15 protein-coding genes are annotated in these 18,207 nt (G+C 72.5%); 8 read left to right on the forward strand and 7 right to left on the reverse strand.

Annotated elements, in window-relative coordinates; genetic code table 11:
* Positions 1–32: 32 nt before the first annotated feature.
* Positions 33–371, reverse strand: coding sequence for a helix-turn-helix domain-containing protein (locus ACFVZH_RS07280; RefSeq protein WP_384894291.1), 339 nt, complete (start codon positions 369–371; stop codon positions 33–35).
* 44 nt (positions 372–415) lie between these two features.
* Positions 416–667 carry a hypothetical protein gene (locus tag ACFVZH_RS07285; RefSeq protein ID WP_033204009.1) on the reverse strand — a complete coding sequence of 84 codons (252 nt, stop codon included), beginning with the start codon at positions 665–667 and terminating at the stop codon, positions 416–418.
* Positions 668–807: 140 nt separating this feature from the next.
* Between ACFVZH_RS07285 and ACFVZH_RS07290 the strand changes: the two genes are divergently transcribed.
* The 3 genes from ACFVZH_RS07290 (at position 808) to ACFVZH_RS07300 (ending at position 4,240) form a co-directional block, all read left to right on the forward strand.
* Positions 808–1,659 (forward strand): TIM barrel protein, encoded by an 852-nt coding sequence (locus tag ACFVZH_RS07290; protein ID WP_384894143.1) that lies wholly within the window; start codon positions 808–810, stop codon positions 1,657–1,659.
* 44 nt (positions 1,660–1,703) lie between these two features.
* Positions 1,704–2,594 carry a 2-hydroxy-3-oxopropionate reductase gene (locus tag ACFVZH_RS07295; RefSeq protein WP_384894144.1) on the forward strand — a complete coding sequence of 297 codons (891 nt, stop codon included), beginning with the start codon at positions 1,704–1,706 and terminating at the stop codon, positions 2,592–2,594.
* A 188-nt stretch (positions 2,595–2,782) separates the two neighbouring features.
* Positions 2,783–4,240, forward strand: coding sequence for a catalase (locus tag ACFVZH_RS07300; protein ID WP_384894146.1), 1,458 nt, complete (start codon positions 2,783–2,785; stop codon positions 4,238–4,240).
* A 472-nt stretch (positions 4,241–4,712) separates the two neighbouring features.
* On the opposite strand, the gene ACFVZH_RS07305 is transcribed toward ACFVZH_RS07300, so the two are convergent.
* The gene (locus ACFVZH_RS07305) at positions 4,713–5,972 is read right to left on the reverse strand and encodes an MFS transporter (protein ID WP_384894148.1); all 1,260 of its coding nucleotides are present in this window, start codon (positions 5,970–5,972) and stop codon (positions 4,713–4,715) included.
* Between the two features lie 76 nt (positions 5,973–6,048).
* Here ACFVZH_RS07305 and ACFVZH_RS07310 point away from each other — a divergent pair, with 76 nt between their 5' ends.
* Positions 6,049–7,026, forward strand: a complete 978-nt coding sequence (locus ACFVZH_RS07310) for an ArsR family transcriptional regulator (protein WP_384894150.1) — start codon at positions 6,049–6,051, stop codon at positions 7,024–7,026.
* A gap of 234 nt (positions 7,027–7,260) precedes the next feature.
* Here the strand turns inward: ACFVZH_RS07310 and gcl are convergent, their stop codons facing one another.
* A complete protein-coding gene (gene gcl / locus ACFVZH_RS07315; RefSeq protein WP_384894152.1) occupies positions 7,261–9,048 on the reverse strand; it encodes a glyoxylate carboligase in 1,788 nt (595 codons plus the stop codon).
* Positions 9,049–9,282: 234 nt separating this feature from the next.
* On the opposite strand from gcl, the gene ACFVZH_RS07320 reads away from it, so the two are divergent.
* The 3 genes from ACFVZH_RS07320 (at position 9,283) to ACFVZH_RS07330 (ending at position 12,530) form a co-directional block, all read left to right on the forward strand.
* Positions 9,283–10,884, forward strand: a complete 1,602-nt coding sequence (locus ACFVZH_RS07320; protein WP_384894154.1) for a hypothetical protein — start codon at positions 9,283–9,285, stop codon at positions 10,882–10,884.
* Positions 10,885–11,034: 150 nt separating this feature from the next.
* Positions 11,035–11,832 (forward strand): TIGR04222 domain-containing membrane protein, encoded by a 798-nt coding sequence (locus ACFVZH_RS07325; protein WP_384894156.1) that lies wholly within the window; start codon positions 11,035–11,037, stop codon positions 11,830–11,832.
* 182 nt (positions 11,833–12,014) lie between these two features.
* Positions 12,015–12,530 (forward strand): GNAT family N-acetyltransferase, encoded by a 516-nt coding sequence (locus tag ACFVZH_RS07330; RefSeq protein ID WP_384894158.1) that lies wholly within the window; start codon positions 12,015–12,017, stop codon positions 12,528–12,530.
* Between the two features lie 115 nt (positions 12,531–12,645).
* On the opposite strand, the gene ACFVZH_RS07335 is transcribed toward ACFVZH_RS07330, so the two are convergent.
* Together ACFVZH_RS07335 and ACFVZH_RS07340 are read right to left on the reverse strand one after the other, a co-directional pair.
* A complete protein-coding gene (locus tag ACFVZH_RS07335; protein ID WP_384894160.1) occupies positions 12,646–14,259 on the reverse strand; it encodes an AMP-binding protein in 1,614 nt (537 codons plus the stop codon).
* Positions 14,256–15,941 carry an AMP-binding protein gene (locus ACFVZH_RS07340; protein ID WP_384894162.1) on the reverse strand — a complete coding sequence of 562 codons (1,686 nt, stop codon included), beginning with the start codon at positions 15,939–15,941 and terminating at the stop codon, positions 14,256–14,258. The genes ACFVZH_RS07335 and ACFVZH_RS07340 overlap by 4 nt, the downstream gene beginning before the upstream one ends.
* Positions 15,942–16,097: 156 nt before the next feature.
* On the opposite strand from ACFVZH_RS07340, the gene ACFVZH_RS07345 reads away from it, so the two are divergent.
* Positions 16,098–16,913, forward strand: a complete 816-nt coding sequence (locus ACFVZH_RS07345; protein ID WP_384894164.1) for a response regulator transcription factor — start codon at positions 16,098–16,100, stop codon at positions 16,911–16,913.
* Between the two features lie 112 nt (positions 16,914–17,025).
* Here ACFVZH_RS07345 and ACFVZH_RS07350 read toward each other — a convergent pair whose 3' ends face one another.
* Complete coding sequence (locus ACFVZH_RS07350) at positions 17,026–18,165, reverse strand: winged helix DNA-binding domain-containing protein (protein ID WP_384894166.1); 1,140 nt, start codon at positions 18,163–18,165, stop codon at positions 17,026–17,028.
* Positions 18,166–18,207: the final 42 nt, after the last annotated feature.

Genomic DNA, 18,207 nt, shown 5'->3' on the forward strand with positions numbered 1-18,207 from the left:
CCGGACGACGGCTTCTGGCCACACATGATCAACTAGTCGCTCTTGGCGGCCTTTTCCCTGTTCAGGGCGGTCTCCCTGTTGAGGTAGTTGTACACGGTGAACCGGCTGACACCCAGTGCCCCGGCGACCGTCTCCACCCCATGGCGTACCGAGAAGGCGCCGCGCGCCTCCAGCAGGCGGACCGCCTCCTGCTTCGCCTTGCGGTCGAGTTCGGCCAGCGGCATCCCGTGCCGCCGCTCCATCGCCGCCAGGATGTGGTCCAGGGATTCGGACAGCTGCGGCAGCCGTACGGCGAGGACGTCCTCCCCCTCCCAGGCCAGCACGACGTCGTCGGCCTCCGCCTGCGCGGGGACCAGCAGCTCGGCGCCCATGGCGTCCACCAGGGGCTTCACGGCCGCGACCAAGGGGTGCTCGCTCACTTCTCGCCCTCCCCGATCACGTTGACCTGGAGCGAGACGCGGGTGGCGCCCGCCGCGAGCGACTTGCGCAGCAGCGAGTCGACCGCGGTGAGCACCGCGTCGGCGCCGCCTTCCGCCGTGTTGCCGAAGGGGCCGACGTCGACCGCGTCCAGTTCGGCCGACTGGATGACCTCACGGGCCACGACCGCGTGCGCCGGCGCCTCGTCGAGGTCGAACGGCTCGGTCGTGAACTCCACTCTCAAACGCACCATGACCCCAAACTACGGCCCCGATCCGGCCGACGGGAGCCCCGGACCTGCGGGGACCTCTTGACAAGTGAGGCAACCCCCTTGCAACATTCCGTCAGACAGAAACTTACTTCCGCGATACGGAAGGAGCGCCGCCCCTCATGGCCCGCTTCTCAGTAGGCGCAGGCACGGACCAGCGCTTCGATGTGAACCTGTCGATCCTCTTCACGGAACTCCCGCTCCTGGAGCGCCCCGCGGCCGCCGCCGCGGCCGGCTTCACCGCGGTCGAGCTGTGGTGGCCCTGGATCGACACCGCCACCCCCGAGCAGAGCGAGCTCGACGCCCTCGGGAAAGCCCTTGAGGACGCCGGCACCCAGCTGGTGGGCCTGAACTTCTACGCCGGGCAGCTCCCCGGCCCGGACCGCGGAGCACTCTCCGTACCCGGGGAAGAGTCGGACCGCTTCCGCGCCAACATCGAGGTGGCCGCCGACTTCGCCGCCTCGGTCGGCTGCAAGGCGCTCAACGCGCTCTACGGCAACCGCGTCGAGGGCGTCGACCCGCAGATCCAGGACACCCTCGCCCTGGAGAACCTGGTCCTGGCCGCCCGTGCGGCCGACCGGATCGGCGCGATCCTCCTCGTCGAGACCCTGAACAAGCCGGAGTCGCCGCTCTACCCCCTGGTGAGCGCCCCCTCCGCGATCGAGGTCGTCGACAAGGTCAACGCCGCCACCGGGCTGGGCAACGCCAAGTTCCTCCTCGACATCTACCACCTGTCGATGAACGGCGAGGACGTCGGCCAGGTCATCGCGGAGTACGCCGCCAAGACCGGCCACGTCCAGATCGCGGACAACCCGGGCCGCGGCGCGCCGGGCACCGGCGACCTGCCGCTCGAACAGCTCCTCGACCAGCTGAGGAAGGCCGGCTACGACGGCTGGATCGGCCTGGAGTACAAGGCCGCCGACGCCGCCGCGTCCTTCGAGTGGCTGCCCGCAGAGGCCCGCCCGGCTCGCTGACGCAGGCACCCTCCCCGTATCACCTTGTTTCGAGAGGCACCCTCATGAGCAACCTCCCCAAGATCGCCTGGATCGGTCTCGGCATCATGGGCTCCCCCATGTCCGAGAACCTGCTGAAGGCCGGCTACTCGGTCACCGGCTTCACCCTGGAGCAGGACAAGCTGGACCGGCTCGCCAAGGCCGGCGGCAGCGTCGCCGGCTCGATCGCCGAGGCCGTCAAGGACGCCGACGTCATCATCACGATGGTGCCCGCCTCCCCGCAGGTCGAGGCCATCTCCTACGGCCCCGAGGGCATCCTGGAGAACGCCCGGCAGGGCGCGCTGATCGTCGACATGTCGTCGATCACCCCGCAGACCTCGGTCGACCTCGCCAGGAACGCCGCCGCGAAGGGCATCCGCGTCATCGACGCCCCGGTGTCCGGCGGCGAGGCCGGCGCGATCGAGGCCGTGCTCTCAATCATGGTCGGCGGCGAGCAGGCGGACTTCGACGAGGCCCTGCCGATCCTGGAGGCCCTCGGCAAGACCATCGTGCTCTGCGGCCCGCACGGCTCCGGCCAGACGGTGAAGGCCGCCAACCAGCTGATCGTCGCGGTCAACATCCAGGCGTGCGCCGAGGCCGTCGTCTTCCTCGAGAAGTCCGGCGTGAACCTCCAGGCCGCCCTGGACGTCCTCAACGGCGGTCTGGCCGGCTCCACGGTCCTGACCCGCAAGAAGGACAACTTCCTGAACCGGGACTTCAAGCCCGGCTTCCGGATCGACCTGCACCACAAGGACATGGGCATCGTCACCGACGCCGCCCGCAACGTCGGCGCGGCCCTCCCGGTCGGCGGTGTCGTCGCCCAGCTCGTCGCCTCCCTGCGTGCGCAGGGTGACGGCGGCCTGGACCACTCGGCCCTGCTGCGCGCCGTGGAGCGCCTCTCCGGCCGGCAGGTCTGACCCACCCGCCCCGTCACAGGGGCCCCTGAATTCCGGTCGGCGGCGGCGCTGACACCTGTCCTGTCGCGCCCAAGGCGTCGCCGCCGACCGGAACACCACACTTCCTTTTCAACAAACTGTTGACGTTACGTTCGAGCCGAATTTACGCTCCTCGGACCGTCAGCAGAGCTCCCGTACGGAAGGTCACGATGTCGAAGCGCGTGCTTACGACCGAGTCCGGCGCCCCCGTCGCCGACAACCAGAACTCCGCCACCGCCGGCGTCGGTGGCCCGATCCTCCTCCAGGACCAGCACCTGCTGGAGAAGCTCGCGCGCTTCAACCGTGAGCGGATCCCGGAGCGCGTGGTGCACGCCCGCGGTTCCGGCGCGTACGGCTTCTTCGAGGTCACCGACGACGTCACCGGCTTCACGAAGGCCGCGTTCCTCTCCGGGGTCGGCAAGAAGACCGAGACGTTCATCCGGTTCTCCACCGTGGCCGACTCGCTCGGCGGCGCGGACGCGGTCCGCGACCCCCGCGGCTTCGCCCTGAAGTTCTACACCGAAGAGGGCAACTACGACCTCGTCGGCAACAACACCCCGGTGTTCTTCATCAAGGACCCGATCAAGTTCCCCGACTTCATCCACTCCCAGAAGCGCGACCCCTTCACGGGCAAGCAGGAGGCGGACAACGTCTGGGACTTCTGGGCGCACGCCCCCGAGGCCACCCACCAGATCACCTGGCTCATGGGCGACCGCGGCATCCCGGCCTCGTACCGTCACATGAACGGCTACGGCTCGCACACCTACCAGTGGACCAACGAGGCGGGCGAGGCGTTCTTCGTCAAGTACCACTTCAAGACGAACCAGGGCATCCGCAGCCTCGCCGCCGACCAGGCCGCCGAGCTCGTCGGCAAGGACGCGAACTCTCACCAGACCGACCTGCTCCAGGCGATCGAGCGCGGTGTGAACCCCTCGTGGACCCTGTACGTCCAGGTCATGCCGGCCGCCGAGGCCGCCGAGTACCGCTTCAACCCGTTCGACCTCACCAAGGTGTGGCCGCACAGCGACTACCCACTGCAGCGCGTGGGCCGTCTGGTCCTCGACCGCAACCCGGAGAACGTCTTCGCCGAGGTCGAGCAGGCCGCCTTCTCGCCGAACAACTTCGTCCCGGGCATCGGCCCCTCGCCGGACAAGATGCTCCAGGGCCGCCTCTTCGCCTACGCGGACGCCCACCGCTACCGCCTCGGTGTGAACCACACCCTGCTGCCGGTGAACGCCCCCAAGGCGACCACGGCCCAGAACTACGGCCGGGACGGCTTCATGGCCACCCGCAACGGTTCGCGCCACGAGAAGAACTACGAGCCCAACTCGTACCAGGGCCCGGCCCAGACCGACGCCGCGCTCTCCGCGCCGCTCGCGATCCACGGCTGGACCGGCACCCACGAGGCACCGCAGCACACCAAGGACGACGACTTCTTCCAGGCCGGTGAGCTCTACCGCCTGATGTCCGAGGACGAGAAGGGCCGTCTGGTCGCCAACATCGCCGGCGGTCTGTCCCAGGTGTCCCGTGAGGACGTCATCGAGAAGAACCTCGCGCACTTCGCCGCCGCCGACGCGGACTACGGCAAGCGCGTGGCGGAGGCGGTCCGCGCCCTGCGCGAGGACTGACCGCACCGCAGTAACCAGACTGCGTACGGCGCCTGACGGGAGGTCAGTGCCGTACGCGGTCCGGATCGCCGGCCCGGATGAGGGGTGGTCGGCGGACCGGACAAGCGTGAGGACCGCGGCGGCGCCGAGCCAGTGCGGTGGTAAGGGTGCCCGGCCCTCCTTCTTGACCTGAAAGAAGGAGACGGCCGGGGCGCCCGTCGGCACCGCCGCGGTCCCAACGCCCAGCCCCCTGACGGGGCCCACAGACTCCGCCCGGCGGCGCGAACGTCCTGTCGCGCCAGCCTCGTGCCGTCGGGCGGTCATCAAGCGGGAGAGCGTGGAACCAGGTTTACGGTCCCTGGTTCCACGCTCTTCTTCTGTGTGCGGGGCCGTGGAGCGCATCGTTTGTGCGGAGACTGCCGTCACGTCGGCGAGTGGGTGGCCACCACGCTGCGCTGGGGGCTGTCCGCCGGCAAGGACGAGGTGGAGGCGCTCAAGGCGTTCGCCGACGGCGCGTGCGAGGAGACCGTCGTGCTCCGCTCGCCGGCACCCCGCCAGGCGGCGTCCCGGCAGGCGCCCCGGGGTGCGCGCCGGGGCGCGTTCCCCGGTCGGCGCGCGCGAGGTGGAGGGTCACGGTGAGCGAGGCGACGGCGAGGATCACCATCGCCGTGCGTGGCGAGGTGTACTGGGCGAGCGTGCCGGCCAGGGCCGCGCTCACGCCCTGGAGCGCGAGCATGCCCGAGGCGTGCAGTCCCAGGGCGTGGCCGCCCAGATCCTCGGGCACCAGCTCCATCAGCCGTTCCTGGTGCAGCAGGCTCGCCCCGTACCCGACCGCGGACACGGTGACGGCGGCGACCGCGAGCGGCAGCCCGGGATCGACGGCGAAGAGCAGGAACGGGGCCGCCAGCAGCGCCTGGAGCGGGAAACGGATCCGGTCGCGCAGCCGCGCCGGTACGAAGCGGCCGACGGCGGTGTCCCCGGCGAGCATCCCGAGCGCGCCGCAGGCGAAGAGCAGCCCGGCGTTCCCGGGAGCGTACGGCACGAAGAGCGACTCGCAGCCGACGATCAGCCCGTTGGGCACCCAGAGGGCGAGGTAGCAGCGGCGCCGGGCGGGCGAGGACCACAGGAGCGCGTTGCTGCGCCGGGTCTCCGCGATCGAGGGCCGCCCGGCGGCGCGGGGCGGCCGGGGCGCGAGGCCGAGGCGGGCGCACAGGGCCGCGGCGAGGTGGAGCCCGGCGCCGACGAGGACCGCGCCGCGCGGGGAGATCAGGGCGACCAGGAGTCCGCCGGACGCGAAGCCGGCGATCTGGCAGACCCCGGAGGACATGTTCGTCACCGAGCGGCCCAGGAGGTACTCCCCGCGCGGGAGGATCTCGTTGAGGAGCCCGTACCGCACCCCGCCGCCCAGCGACGCCGCGAGCCCCTGGACGAGGAGGACCGCGAACACCGCCCAGGTGGGGAGCGCGGGGACCGCCAGGACCGTGGTGCACAGGGCGAAGAACAGGGCGATGCCGGCGAGCGCGGCACGCGGCGGGAGCCGGTCGGCCGCCGAGAGCAGCGTGGTCGCGCCGAGGAGCTGGGCGAGCGACGGGCCGAAGAGCGCGAGCGCGGAGAGGAACGGCGAGCCGGTCGCCTGGAACACCAGGGTGGCGAGGCCGAGCCCGGCCACCGTCTGGGCGGCGATCTGGGCGGAGCCGGTGAAGAAGAGCGGGGTGAACCCGGGGATACGGAAGAGCGCGCGGTAGCGGGACATGCGAGGAGCCTGGAAGACGCCCGGCACCGTCGGTACTGTTTCGCGCGGAGGCGAAACCACGGACTGAGGTGACGGCGTGGGCTGGTGGCGGATCGGCACGGACGCGCTCGCGGGCGGGCGGTTCGTCGTCTCACCGCTCGCCGAGGCCATCGCGGCGCTGAAGATCCTGCACGCGGCGACGGGGACGCACCCCGGCGAGCGGGCCTGGCTGGCCGACCGGCTCCCCGCCTACCGGGAGCGTCTCGCCGCCGACCCGCTCGACGCCCTGCTCGTCCGGGCCGCCCTCGGACGCACCTGGAACGCGGACTTCCTCACACCGACGCCACTGGGCGAGGGCGAACGGTCCTTCACGGAGGAGGTCGAGGCCGTGCGCGCCGTCGATCCGGCCGACGCCGTGGCGCAGTTGGCCGTCTCGCTCGGCCGTCCCGTACCTGAGCCGCTGCGCTCGGCCCGCGATCTGCCGGAACGGATGGCCGGGGTCCTGACGTGGGTGTGGCGGGAGACCGTTCTGCCGGACTGGCCGCGGCGGCGCCGGGTCCTCGAAGCCGATATGACGGCCCGGACGGCCCAGTTGAGCCGGGGCGGCTGGGCCGCCGCGCTCGACGAGCTGTGTCCGGGCAAGACGCGCTGGCTCGGCGAGGGCCGCCTCCAGATCAGCACCCGCGCGTACCCGCCGCGTTCGGTCGACGGCGGCCGTCTGCTGTTCGTCCCGGTGACCGCGAGCACCGGGTGGGTCTCCTGGGAGGGCACGGACCGCTTCGCCGTCGTGTACCCGTGCGCGGGCGTCCTGGCCGACGCGTCGGGGCCGGTCGTCCCGGAGGCACTCGGCGCGCTCCTCGGGACGGCACGCGCCGGCGTCCTCGTACGCCTCGAAACCCCCCGGTCCACCAGCCAGTTGGTGGCCCTCACCGGCCAGGGCCTCGGCTCCGTGGGCCGCCACCTCAAGGTGCTGCTCGATGCCGGTCTCGTACGCCGGGGGCGGGCCGGCCGCTCGGTGCTGTACGAGCGGACGGAGGCGGGTTCCGTGCTGGTACGGGCGCCGGGCGGGGACTGAGGGAGGCGCCGGGGCGGTGCCGGGTGGTGCCGGGCTGCCGGGTGGTGGCGGGTGGTGCCGGGCTGCCGGGTGGTGGCGGGTGGTGCCGGGCTGCCGGCCGGTGGCGGGTGGTGCCGGGCTGCCGGCCGGTGGCGGGTGGTGCCGGGCTGCCGGCCGGTGCCGGGTGGTTCCGGGCACGGGACGGCCCCCGTCCCGGTGCTCTTCGGGACGGGGGCCGTGGTGCGGCTTCCGCGATCAGACCGCGAGGGCCTTGATGGCGGTCGGCGCGTGGCCGGGCTCGGTCGCGAGCTCCTCGAACTCGGTGACGTCGCTCATGTCGACCGTCTTGCTCATCGCGATGTTGGTGATGCGCTCCAGGATGGCCTCGACGACGACCGGGACCTGGTGCTCGACGGCCAGCTTCTTGGCCTCCTCCAGCGCCTCGCCCAGCTTGTCCGGGTCGGTGACGCGGATGGCCTTGACGCCCAGACCCTCGGCGACCTTGACGTGGTCGACGCCGTAGACGCCGATCTCCGGGGTGTTGATGTTCTCGAACTCGAGGTTGACCTCGAAGTTGATCCCCAGACCGCCCTGCGCCTGACGGATCAGACCGAGGTAGGCGTTGTTCACGAGGACGTGGACGTAGGGGACCTTGTGCTGGGCGGCGACCGCCAGCTCCTCGATCATGAACTGGAAGTCGTAGTCGCCGGAGAGCGCGACGACCGGGGTCTCCGGGTCGGCCGTGGCGGCACCGATCGCGGCCGGGATGGTCCAGCCGAGCGGGCCGGCCTGGCCGCAGTTGATCCAGTGGCGCGGCTTGTAGACGTGCAGGAACTGCGCGGCCGCGATCTGGGAGAGGCCAATGGTGGTGACGTAGCGGGTGTCCGGACCGAAGGCCCGGTTCATCTCCTCGTAGACGCGCTGCGGCTTCATCGGGATGTTGTCGAAGTGCGTGCGACGCTGGAGGGTCGCCTTGCGCTCCTGCGCGGAGGCGGCCCAGGCGGAGAAGTCCGGCAGCGTGCCGGAAGCCTTCAGCTCCTTGGCGATCTCGACGAAGAGCCCGAGCGCGGCCTTGGCGTCGGAGGCGATGCCGTAGTCGGGGGCGAAGATCTTGCCGAGCTGGGTGGGCTCGATGTCGACGTGGACGAACTTCCGGCCCTTGGTGTACGCCTCCAGGTTGTAGCCCGTGTGGCGGTTGGCCCAGCGGTTGCCGATGCCGAGGACGAAGTCCGACTCCAGGAAGGTCGCGTTGCCGTAGCGGTGCGCGGTCTGGACGCCGACCATGCCGGCCGCGAGCTCGTGGTCGTCCGGGATGGTGCCCCAGCCCATCAGGGTGGAGATGACCGGGATGCCGGTCAGCTCGGCGAACTCGACGAGCAGGTCGGTGGCGTCGGCGTTGATGATGCCGCCGCCGGCGACGATCAGCGGGCGCTCCGACTCCAGGAGGAAGCTCAGCGCCTTCGCGGCCTGCGCGCGGGTGGCCCGCGGCTGGTAGACCGGCAGCGGCTCGTAGGTCTCCGGGTCGAACTCGATCTCGGTCAGCTGGACGTCGATCGGGAGGTCGATGAGGACCGGGCCGGGACGGCCGGAGCGCATCAGGTGGAACGCCTGCTGGAAGACGCCGGGGACCTGCGCGGCCTCCAGGACGGTCGTCGCGGCCTTGGTCACCGGCTTGGCGATGCTGGCGATGTCGACGGCCTGGAAGTCCTCCTTGTGGAGCTTCGAGACCGGGGCCTGGCCGGTGATGCAGAGGATCGGGATGGAGTCCGCGATCGCCGAGTACAGGCCGGTGATCATGTCGGTGCCGGCGGGGCCGGAAGTACCGATGCAGACACCGATGTTGCCGGCCTTGGCACGGGTGTAGCCCTCGGCCATGTGGGACGCGCCCTCGACGTGACGGGCGAGCGTGTGGCCGACACCGCCCACGTTCTTGAGCTCGCGGTAGAAGGGGTTGATCGCCGCGCCGGGGACGCCGAACGCCTGGGTGACGCCTTCGCGCTTGAGGATCTCAACGGCCGCTGCGGCGGCGGTCATACGAGGCATGGGAGTGCTCCTGCTTCGGCCGGTCGGATGCGGGCGCGCGTCGCGGCTGGGGAGCCCCTCGCGGCCTGTTTCCGTAATGCGGAAATACTGTTCTGCTATACGGAAGCAATGTAGGTGGGGCCACGGAGAACCGTCAAGAGAAGTCCGTCCGGCGGAATCACCGAAGTGGCCGAACACCCTCCCCCGGGGTGGCGGATGGGTGGACGATGGGGCGGAACGACAGGGGGTTGGGTTGTGGGCGATTCCGTACCGGTGCGCTGCCCGGAGTGCCTGCGCACGCAGGCGTACGCGGCGCCCGTCTTCCCCTGCGCGTGCGGCAGCCCCGTCGCACCCCCCGTGCTCGCGGGCGCGACGGCGGAACCCATCACCCACCGGAACTGGACCGACGAATGGGTCACCGTCCGCTGCGGCGCCTGCGGCCGCGAGGACGACTGGCCCCACCCCGAGCTCGGCTGCCCCTGCGGCACGGTCCTCCGCGTCCCGGTCCACCCGCTGACCGGAACCACACCTCCGGACACGGCCGCGCCTCCGGCCGGGGCCACGTCTCCGGCGGGGTCCTCGCAGCCGAGCGGGGCCGCGTCGCCGAGCGGGGCGGGCGCCGGCGTCGCTCCGGTGTCCCCGGTGCGGCTCGGTCCCGCCCCGGAACAAGCAGGCACCACGGGCGGCACGGGACCCGCCGCACCGCCTTCCGGTACGACCCCCGCGACCGGCCCGCACTTCGGCGGGTCGACGCCGGGCGCACCGGGCCGGGGCCAGGGAACGGCGGCTTCTGGGCGCGGCACCGGACCCACCCATGGCCCCGTCGCCGAGCACATGGAGTCGTGGCCGGAAACGGCACCCGACGACGGCGGTACGGGCGGAAGCCGGGCTACGGGACCGCACGGCGCCGCCTCGGACGGCATCGAAGCGGGCGGAATCGGCGGGATCGGCGGGATCGAGTCGGGCGGCAGGGGACCAGGCGGCCTCGCTGCGGGCGATGCGGGCTCCGGCGATGCCCCCGGCGACATGGGCCCCGGACATATGGGGTCCAGGGACATGGGCTCGGGTGACATGGACTCCCACGGCATGGGCTCGGCCGGGATCGACTTCGGCAGCGGTGGGGCCGGCGGCGGCCCCGGTGACGCGCCCGGGACGGCCCGGGCCCGGGCGGTCGAGCCCGGCTCGGACTGGTTCGGCAGCGGCCCCGCCGGAGGGAGCGGTACGGGTACGGGCGGGCGCGGCGCCGACGTACCCCACCCGGACGGTTCCCGTGCGGACGGGCAGGAGGCGGCGACCGAGGCGGCGGAGACGGGGCACGGGGCGGCCGGCCCCGGCGTCACGGCCCAGAGCCCCGCCGGGGTCCCGCCCCGGAGCGCCGCCGGCGTCCCGCCCCGGATCGGCGCGCATCGCTCGTTCGCCGAGCGGTATCCGTCGCACATTCCGCTGCCGCCGACGGCCCCGCGCCCGGCCCCGGTGCGAGGGACCTTCCGGCCGGTGACGATCCGGACCGCGCGGGACGCGGTGGCCGCGGCCGCCGAGTACCTGCGCTGGCTCGGATTCCGGGACGTCGTCCAGCCCGAGGAACGCCCGGCCTCCGGGGTGGACCTCCGGGCTCCCGGGCTCGTCGCCCAGGTCGACCCGAGCACCCGGCAGACCGGCCTGCGCGCGGTCGAGTGCCTCTGGCTCAACGGGCTGAGCACCTCGGCGGTGAGCGTGTTCTTCTCGCTCGCCGGCTACACCCCGGAGGCCCGTTCCCGCGCCGCCGAGATCGGCCTCCCGCTCTTCGTCCTCGACCTCACCGGCACCCCGCAGCCGGTGAACCTCGCCGCCGACGAACTGGCGGCGGGCGGAGCCTGACCACCAGCCGCGCCGTGGACCTCCGGCGCGGCGCAGGCCACCGGGCCGGGTCCGGATCGGGGTCCCCCACAACACCTCGGCATCCGAAACCGGCCATTCACGCGTGACGATCATGTTCTGCCGGGCACAACACCCTCGGGGGTGGGCGTCATGACGACGGGGATGTGGTGGTTCATCGGGGCGGCCTGGGGGGAACTCCTCCTCGCCGCCGCCCTGTTGCGAACCCGCAGCAGGGGAAGCGAAGCGACGGCCGGGGACGAGGTGCCGCCTCCGCAGGCCCTCGCGCTGCTGCGGGGCGGGCGGCGGGCGGCGGTCACCGTCGCGCTCGTGGCGCTGCACCAGCGCGGAGCGGTCGCCGCGGGCCGCAAACATACGATTCGGGCCAACGGCGGTCCGGGCCGGACCAGCGACCCCGTACAGCTCGGTGTGCACGGGGCGCTCCACCGGGCGTTCGCGCTGCGGACCCTCGCGCTGCGTCCCGAGGCGCGGCAGGCCGTGGACGCGCTGCGCGGCGAGCTCCGCGGGGCCGGTCTGCTGCGGCCGGCGGCACGGCAGTGGGGCGCCCGGGCGCTGCTCGGGTGTGTCCCCCTGACAGTGGTGGCGGGGGCCGCGACGGGGCTGTTCGCCCCCGGGGCACCCGGCGCCTCCGCCGCGAACATCGCCGTGGCTCTGGCCGTCGGCGTGCCGACGGTCCTCGCCGCGGTGGCCCTCCTGCGGCTGCCGCCGGCCACCCGGGCGGCGGGACGGCTGCTCGACGACCTCAGGGAGCGCCACCCGCTGCCGGCCCACCGGCGCGAGGTCACCGACGGGCGGCTCGTCCAGTTGTACGTGGCCCTGTACGGCGATCCGGCCCTCGCCCTGTTCCTGCCCCGCTTCTCCCGGGAGGGCGGCCTGCTCGACCGCCCCGACGAGGAACGCCCGACCGGGAACCCGTACGCGGGCCCGTGAACGGACACGCGCGCCGGACCGGACCGGGGACGCGGCCGCGTACGCCCGACCGGCCACGGGACCCGTACGCGGAACCGAACACGGCCCGAACAGCGGCGCCGGCAGGAGCCGGAACCGGCCGCTTCACGGCCCCGGATCCGGCGCGGACGGCCCTCCTCGGCGGCGTCGCGCCATACTGTCCTATGCGCATCAGAGCGGCCGCTCCGGCCGAACTCCCGCTGCTCCAGGACATCGAACGGGCGGCGGGCGAGCCGTTCCGTTCCCTCGGCATGGCGGCGATCGCCGACGACGACCCGCTGCCCCTGGACGTCCTGGAGACGTACCGCCACGCGGGCCGGGCGTGGGTGGCGGTGGACGCCGCCGACCGTCCGGTCGCGTACCTGCTCGCCGACACGGTGGACGGCTCGGCTCACATCGAGCAGGTGTCGGTGCACCCGGACGCCGCCCGCCGGGGCGTCGGCCGGGCGCTGATCGAGCATCTGGCGGCGGCCGCCAGGGGCCAGGGCCTGACGGCGCTGACCCTGACGACGTTCTCCGAGGTCCCGTGGAACGCCCCGTACTACACGCGGCTCGGCTTCCGCCCCCTCACCGCGGCCGACCCGGCCCTCACGGCGGGGCTCCTCGCCATCAGCCGCGCCGAGGCGGCCCACGGCCTCTCCGCCTGGCCCCGGATCTGCATGCGCCGCGACCTCCGCTGACGCCGGACGGAGCCGACCCCACGCGGCTCCGCGCCTCAGGCAGACCGGACCTCATGCAGACCGCCTCGGGCAGACCCGGCCCCAGGCGGAGCCGTGCGTCAGGCGGAGCCGTACGTCAGGCGGAGCCGTACCGCTCGCGCAGTTCCACCTTCCGTACCTTGCCGCTGACGGTCATGGGGAACTCGGCGAGGATCTCCACCCTGCGCGGGATCTTGTAGTGGGCGAGCCGGTCGCGGCAGAAGGCCGTGACGTCCTCCAGGGTCGGCGGGTCGGCGGGGTCGCGGGGGATGACGCAGGCCAGGATCTCCTCGCCGTAGCGCTCGTCGGGGATGCCGACGACCTGGACGTCGGCGATCTTGGCGTGCCCGTAGAGGTACTCCTCGATCTCGCGCGGGTACACGTTCTCGCCGCCCCGGATGATCATGTCCTTGATGCGGCCGACGATCCGGACGTATCCGTCGGCCCGCATCACGGCCAGGTCCCCGGTGTGCATCCAGCGGCCGGCGTCGATCGCCTCCGCGGTCTTCGCGGGCTCGTCCCAGTAGCCGAGCATCACGCTGTAGCCGCGGGTGCACAGCTCCCCCGCCGTGCCGCGTTCCACGGTCAGGCCGGTGGCCGGGTCGACGACCTTCACCTCGACGTGGGGCATGACCCGGCCGACGGTGCCGGTGCGGCGTTCCAGGTCGTCGTCGCGGCGGGTCTGGGTGGAGACGGGAGAGGTCTCGGTCATGCCGTAGCAGATCGACACCTCCGCCATGTTCATCTCGGCGACGACCCGTTTCATCACCTCGACCGGGCACGGCGAGCCGGCCATGATCCCGGTGCGGAGGCTGGAGAGGTCGTACGCCGCGAAGTCGGGCAGGTCGAGCTCGGCGATGAACATCGTCGGCACCCCGTAGAGGGAGGTGCAGCGCTCCTCCTGCACCGCCCTCAGGGTGGCGGCGGCGTCGAAGGAGGGGGCCGGGATCACGATGCAGGCGCCGTGCGAGGTGGCGGCCAGGTTCCCCATCACCATGCCGAAGCAGTGGTAGAAGGGCACCGGGACGCAGATCCGGTCCTGCTCGCTGTAGGCGATCATCTCCCCTACGAAATAACCGTTGTTGAGGATGTTGTGGTGGGAGAGCGTGGCCCCCTTCGGGAAGCCCGTGGTCCCCGAGGTGTACTGGATGTTGACGGGCTCGTCGCAGGAGAGGGGTTCCGGGCGCAGCTCGCCGGCGGTGCGGCCGAGAAGCGTGTCCCAGCTCGCGTCCCCGAAGTAGACCGCCTCCCGCAGCGCCGGGCACTCGGGGCGTACCTGGTCGACCATCGCCCGGTAGTCGCTCGTCTTGTGGGCGAGCGAGGCGAAGAGCAGGGTGATCCCCGCCTGGTTGAGTACGTACGCCAACTCATGGGCGCGGTATGCCGGGTTGATGTTCACCATCACGGCGCCGATGCGGGCGGTGGCGTACTGGACGAGCACCCACTCGGCACAGTTCACCGCCCAGATGCCGACCCGGTCGCCCTTCCGCACCCCGCTGCCGAGCAGCGCGCCCGCCAGCCGGTCGACGTCCGCGCCGAACTCCGCGTACGTCCAGCGGCGTCCGGTGGGCACGTCGACGAGCGCCTCCCGGTCCGGCCACGCGGCGACGGCCCGGTCGAGGTTGGCGCCGATGGTGTCGCCGAGGAGCCCGGTGGTGGACACCCCGTGGGCGTAGGCGAGTTCCGTACGGGTCTCCGCCCGGCCGCTCATCCGAGGTCCCCTTCCGCGTACTCCGTGCCGCCGCCCTCCGCGGTGAGCCGGCGCAGTTCCACGCGCCGGATCTTGCCGGAGACGGTCTTGGGCAGTTCGGCGAACTCGATGCGGCGGACGCGCTTGTACGGGGCGAGGACCGCACGCGAGTGGGCGAAGAGCGCCTTCGCCGTCTCCTCGTTCGGCTCCCAGCCGGCGGCGAGGACGACGTACGCCTTGGGGACGGCGAGCCGCAGCGGGTCGGGGGCGGGGACGACGGCGGCCTCCGCGACGGCCTCGTGCTCCAGGAGGGCGCTCTCCAGCTCGAAGGGGCTGATCTTGTAGTCGGATGCCTTGAAGACGTCGTCCGAGCGGCCGACGTAGAAGATGTACCCGTCCTCGTCGCGCGAGCCGATGTCGCCGGTGCGGTAGTAACCGTCCGCCATCGCCTCGGCCGTACGCTCCGGGTCGCCGTGGTATCCGGTCATCAGGCCCACCGGGTTGGTCGACAGGTCGAGGCAGATCTCGCCCTCCGCCACGTCCGGCCGGCCGCTCACCGGGTCGACGAGGGTGACCCGGAAGCCCGGGCTCGGGCGCCCCATGGAGCCTTCCTTGAGCCGCTGGCCGGGGCTGTTGGAGACCTGCACGGCGGTCTCGGTCTGGCCGAAGCCGTCCCGGATGGTGACGCCCCAGGCGCGCCGGACCGACTCGATGACCTCGGGGTTGAGCGGTTCGCCGGCGGCGACCACCTCGCGGGGCGGGGTCTTCAGCTGCCCGAGGTCGGCCTGGATCAGCATCCGCCAGACGGTCGGCGGGGCACAGAAGCTGGTGACGCCGTTCCGCTCCATCTCGTCCATCAGCCGGGCCGCGTCGAAACGCGTGTAGTTGTGGATGAAGACGGTCGCCTCCGCGTTCCACGGGGCGAACAGATTGGACCAGGCGTGCTTGGCCCAGCCCGGCGAGGAGATGTTGAGGTGCACGTCGCCGGGCTTGAGCCCGATCCAGTACATCGTCGAGAGGTGCCCGACCGGGTACGAGGTGTGGGTGTGCTCGACGAGCTTGGGGCGGGCGGTGGTGCCGGAGGTGAAGTACAGCATCAGCGTGTCGTCGGCGAGGGTGACGCCGTCGGGCTCGAAGTCGGCGGACTCGCGGGCCGCGTGTTCGTAGCCGAGCCAGCTCACCCCGTCGCCGCCGACCGCGATCCGGGTGTAGTCGCCGGGCACGTCGTCGAACTTCGCCGTGTCCTCGGCGCGCACGATCACATGGCGGGCGCGGCCCCGGTCGACGCGGTCGCGCAGATCGGCGGGGCCGAGGAGCGGGGTGGCGGGGATGACGACGGCGCGCAGCTTCATCGCGGCGAGCACGGTCTCCCACAGCTCGGTCTGGTTGCCGAGCATCACGATGATCCGGTCGCCCGCGCGCACGCCCTGGGCGCGCAGCCAGTTCGCGACCCGGTTCGAGCGGGCGGACATCTCGGCGAAGGACACCTTCGTCTCGGAGCCGTCCTCCTCGACGAGGTGCAGGGCGGTTCTGTCGTTGCCCGCGGCGATGACGTCGAACCATTCGAGCGCCCAGTTGAAACGGTCCGGCCGGGGCCATGTGAAGCCCTCGTAGGCAGTCCCGTAGTCGTCGCGATGCCGGAGCAGGAAGTCCCGGGCCTCCCGGAACGTCTCTGTCGCGCTGGTCGCGCTCGCTGCCGTCATGTGTCCTCCTCGTTGCGGGACCGGTCCCGGACATCGTGTAATCAGTGACCCAGGTCTCACTACCCCCGTTCGGGGGTGAACGCGCCGACCGGCGGGGTTCGTGTCGGTGTCAGGGGCGGGGCCGGGGTCGGAGTCGGGTCGACGAAGGAGAGCACGGTGCGCGAGCACGTCGAATCGGTGGAGCTGCGCGGCGCGCTCCAGCGGCTGCGCCGCGCCACCGGTCTTCCGGTGGCCTTCGGGGGCCTGCTGCACGAGGGCCGCGGGATGCGGATCGACGAGCTGAACGGGGCGGTGACACCGGCGCTGCACGGGCTCGCCATCTCCACCGGCTCCGGTCTCGGCGGCAAGTGCCTCGCCCTGTCCCGGCCGTGCGCGGTGACCGACTACCCCTCCGCCCAGCACATCACCCACGAGTACGACGGCCCGGTCTCGGCGGAGGGCCTCCGCTCGGTCATCGCCGTACCCGTCGTCGTCCGCCGCAAGGTGCGCGGTGTCCTGTACGGGGCGCTGCGCGACGCGATGCCGATCGGCGAGCGGGTCTTCGACGCGGCCGTGTCCGCCGCCCGCGACGTCGAACAGGCACTCGCCGTGCGCGACGAGGTCCGCCGGCTCCTCGCCCCACCCTCCCCCGGACCGTCCTGGGAGGAGGTACGGCAGGCATACGGCGAGCTCCGCGAGCTGGCGCCCCGCGTGACCGACCCCGAGCTGCGCGACCGGCTCCTCGCCGTCTGCGGCCGCCTCCAGACCGCCTCCGGCTCCTCCGCCCCGGTCCCCGGCGTGACCCTCACCCCCCGTGAGACCGACGTCCTCGCGGCCGTGGCCTCCGGCGCCACGAACGCGACGGCCGCCCGACGCCTCGGGCTGCGCCCCGAGACGGTCAAGGGCTACCTCCGCTCGGCGATGCGCAAGCTCGGCGCACACACCCGTATGGAGGCGGTGGTGGCGGCCCGGCGCGCGGGGGCGCTGCCGTGACCGGGGGCCCGGCCGGGACGGTCGAGGCAGCGGCAGCCAAGGCCGGGGCAGCCGAGACAGGGGCGATCGGGGGCCGGGGCGATCGAGAGCGGGGCGGCCAGGGTCGGCGCGGTCACAGCTCCGGGGTGCCGAATCCGATCTCGTACGGGACACCCTGCGGGGCCAGGACACCGAGGGTCCGCTCGGCCTCGGCGACGAGTTCGGCGCGCTGCCGCTCGGCGTCCCGGCCGGAACCGTGGGGCTCGAACGGCTCGATGGTCATCGTGACGCGCGCCTTGGTCTCGGCCAGGTGCCAGCGCCCCGCGACGAAGCCGTCGAGGAGGAAGACGCGGTATGCCTGGTTGCCCTTCCAGGTGCGGGAACGGTTCTCGGAGCTGACCACCCGACTGCGGTCGGCGTGCGACAGGAGAAGGTTGTCGAACTCGGGCAGGAACCGGGGCGGGGCGGGAGTGTCCTCGTCCGGGCGGGACGCGTCGGGCAGGTCGAACAGCTCGGTTCCGCGTTCGTCCTGGAACAGGGCCAGCCGGGGCCGCAGGCGCTCGAACGCCTCCCGCAGCCCGGTCAGCCCGGACCAGGTCTGCATGTCCCTGACCGAGGCCGGCCCGAAGGCGCCGAGGTACCGCAGCACCGTCTCGTCCACGTCGGCCGCCTCTCCCCCGTCCCGGCCGAACCACACGTCGGTGGTGGTGAGGGCGACCTGCCCGGGCCGACCCCAGAGACCGCGCGGCGTCACCTGGATCAGGGGCAGAAGGCAGCGGGCGGCGACGGAGAGCGACAGCGGATCGGCCCCGGGCCACTCCTTCAACAGCTCCTCGCGCAACTGCTTGGGCGTACGGGGCCGCTCCTCGACCAGCTCCCGGGAGAGCGCCGCCAGCCGGTCGAGGTCCACACCGTCGAGCCCCTTGCGCCCGACGAAGATGGCGAGCTCCCGGTCGATCGCCCCCGACTGCGCGAGCCCCCGCAGCGCGACGGCGTCCCGCGCGGTGTGGGTGTGCACCGTGGACCGCATGGTCACGATGCGGGCGACGGCACGCGACTCCATCAGCGAGGACAGGTCCTCGGGCCGGAACCCTTCGAGACGCGCGGCGAGCGCGTAGTACGGGGGCTTGGTGTTCTGCGCCTGCAGGCCGAGCAGATGCGATACGGCGTCCTCGGCGCCGAGCGACGCACGGCGCAGGAGCAGCTGGCGGTCGAGCGTGGCGCGGTTCAGAGCACGCGTACCGAGCACGGGGTGAGTCGTCTTCAGGGCCATACCAGGCACGCTACCGGCCCTTGCGGACAGATACGGTCCTCA

This window comes from Streptomyces sp. NPDC059534, assembly GCF_042743475.1.
In the GTDB taxonomy this organism is placed as follows: Bacteria; Actinomycetota; Actinomycetes; order Streptomycetales; family Streptomycetaceae; genus Streptomyces.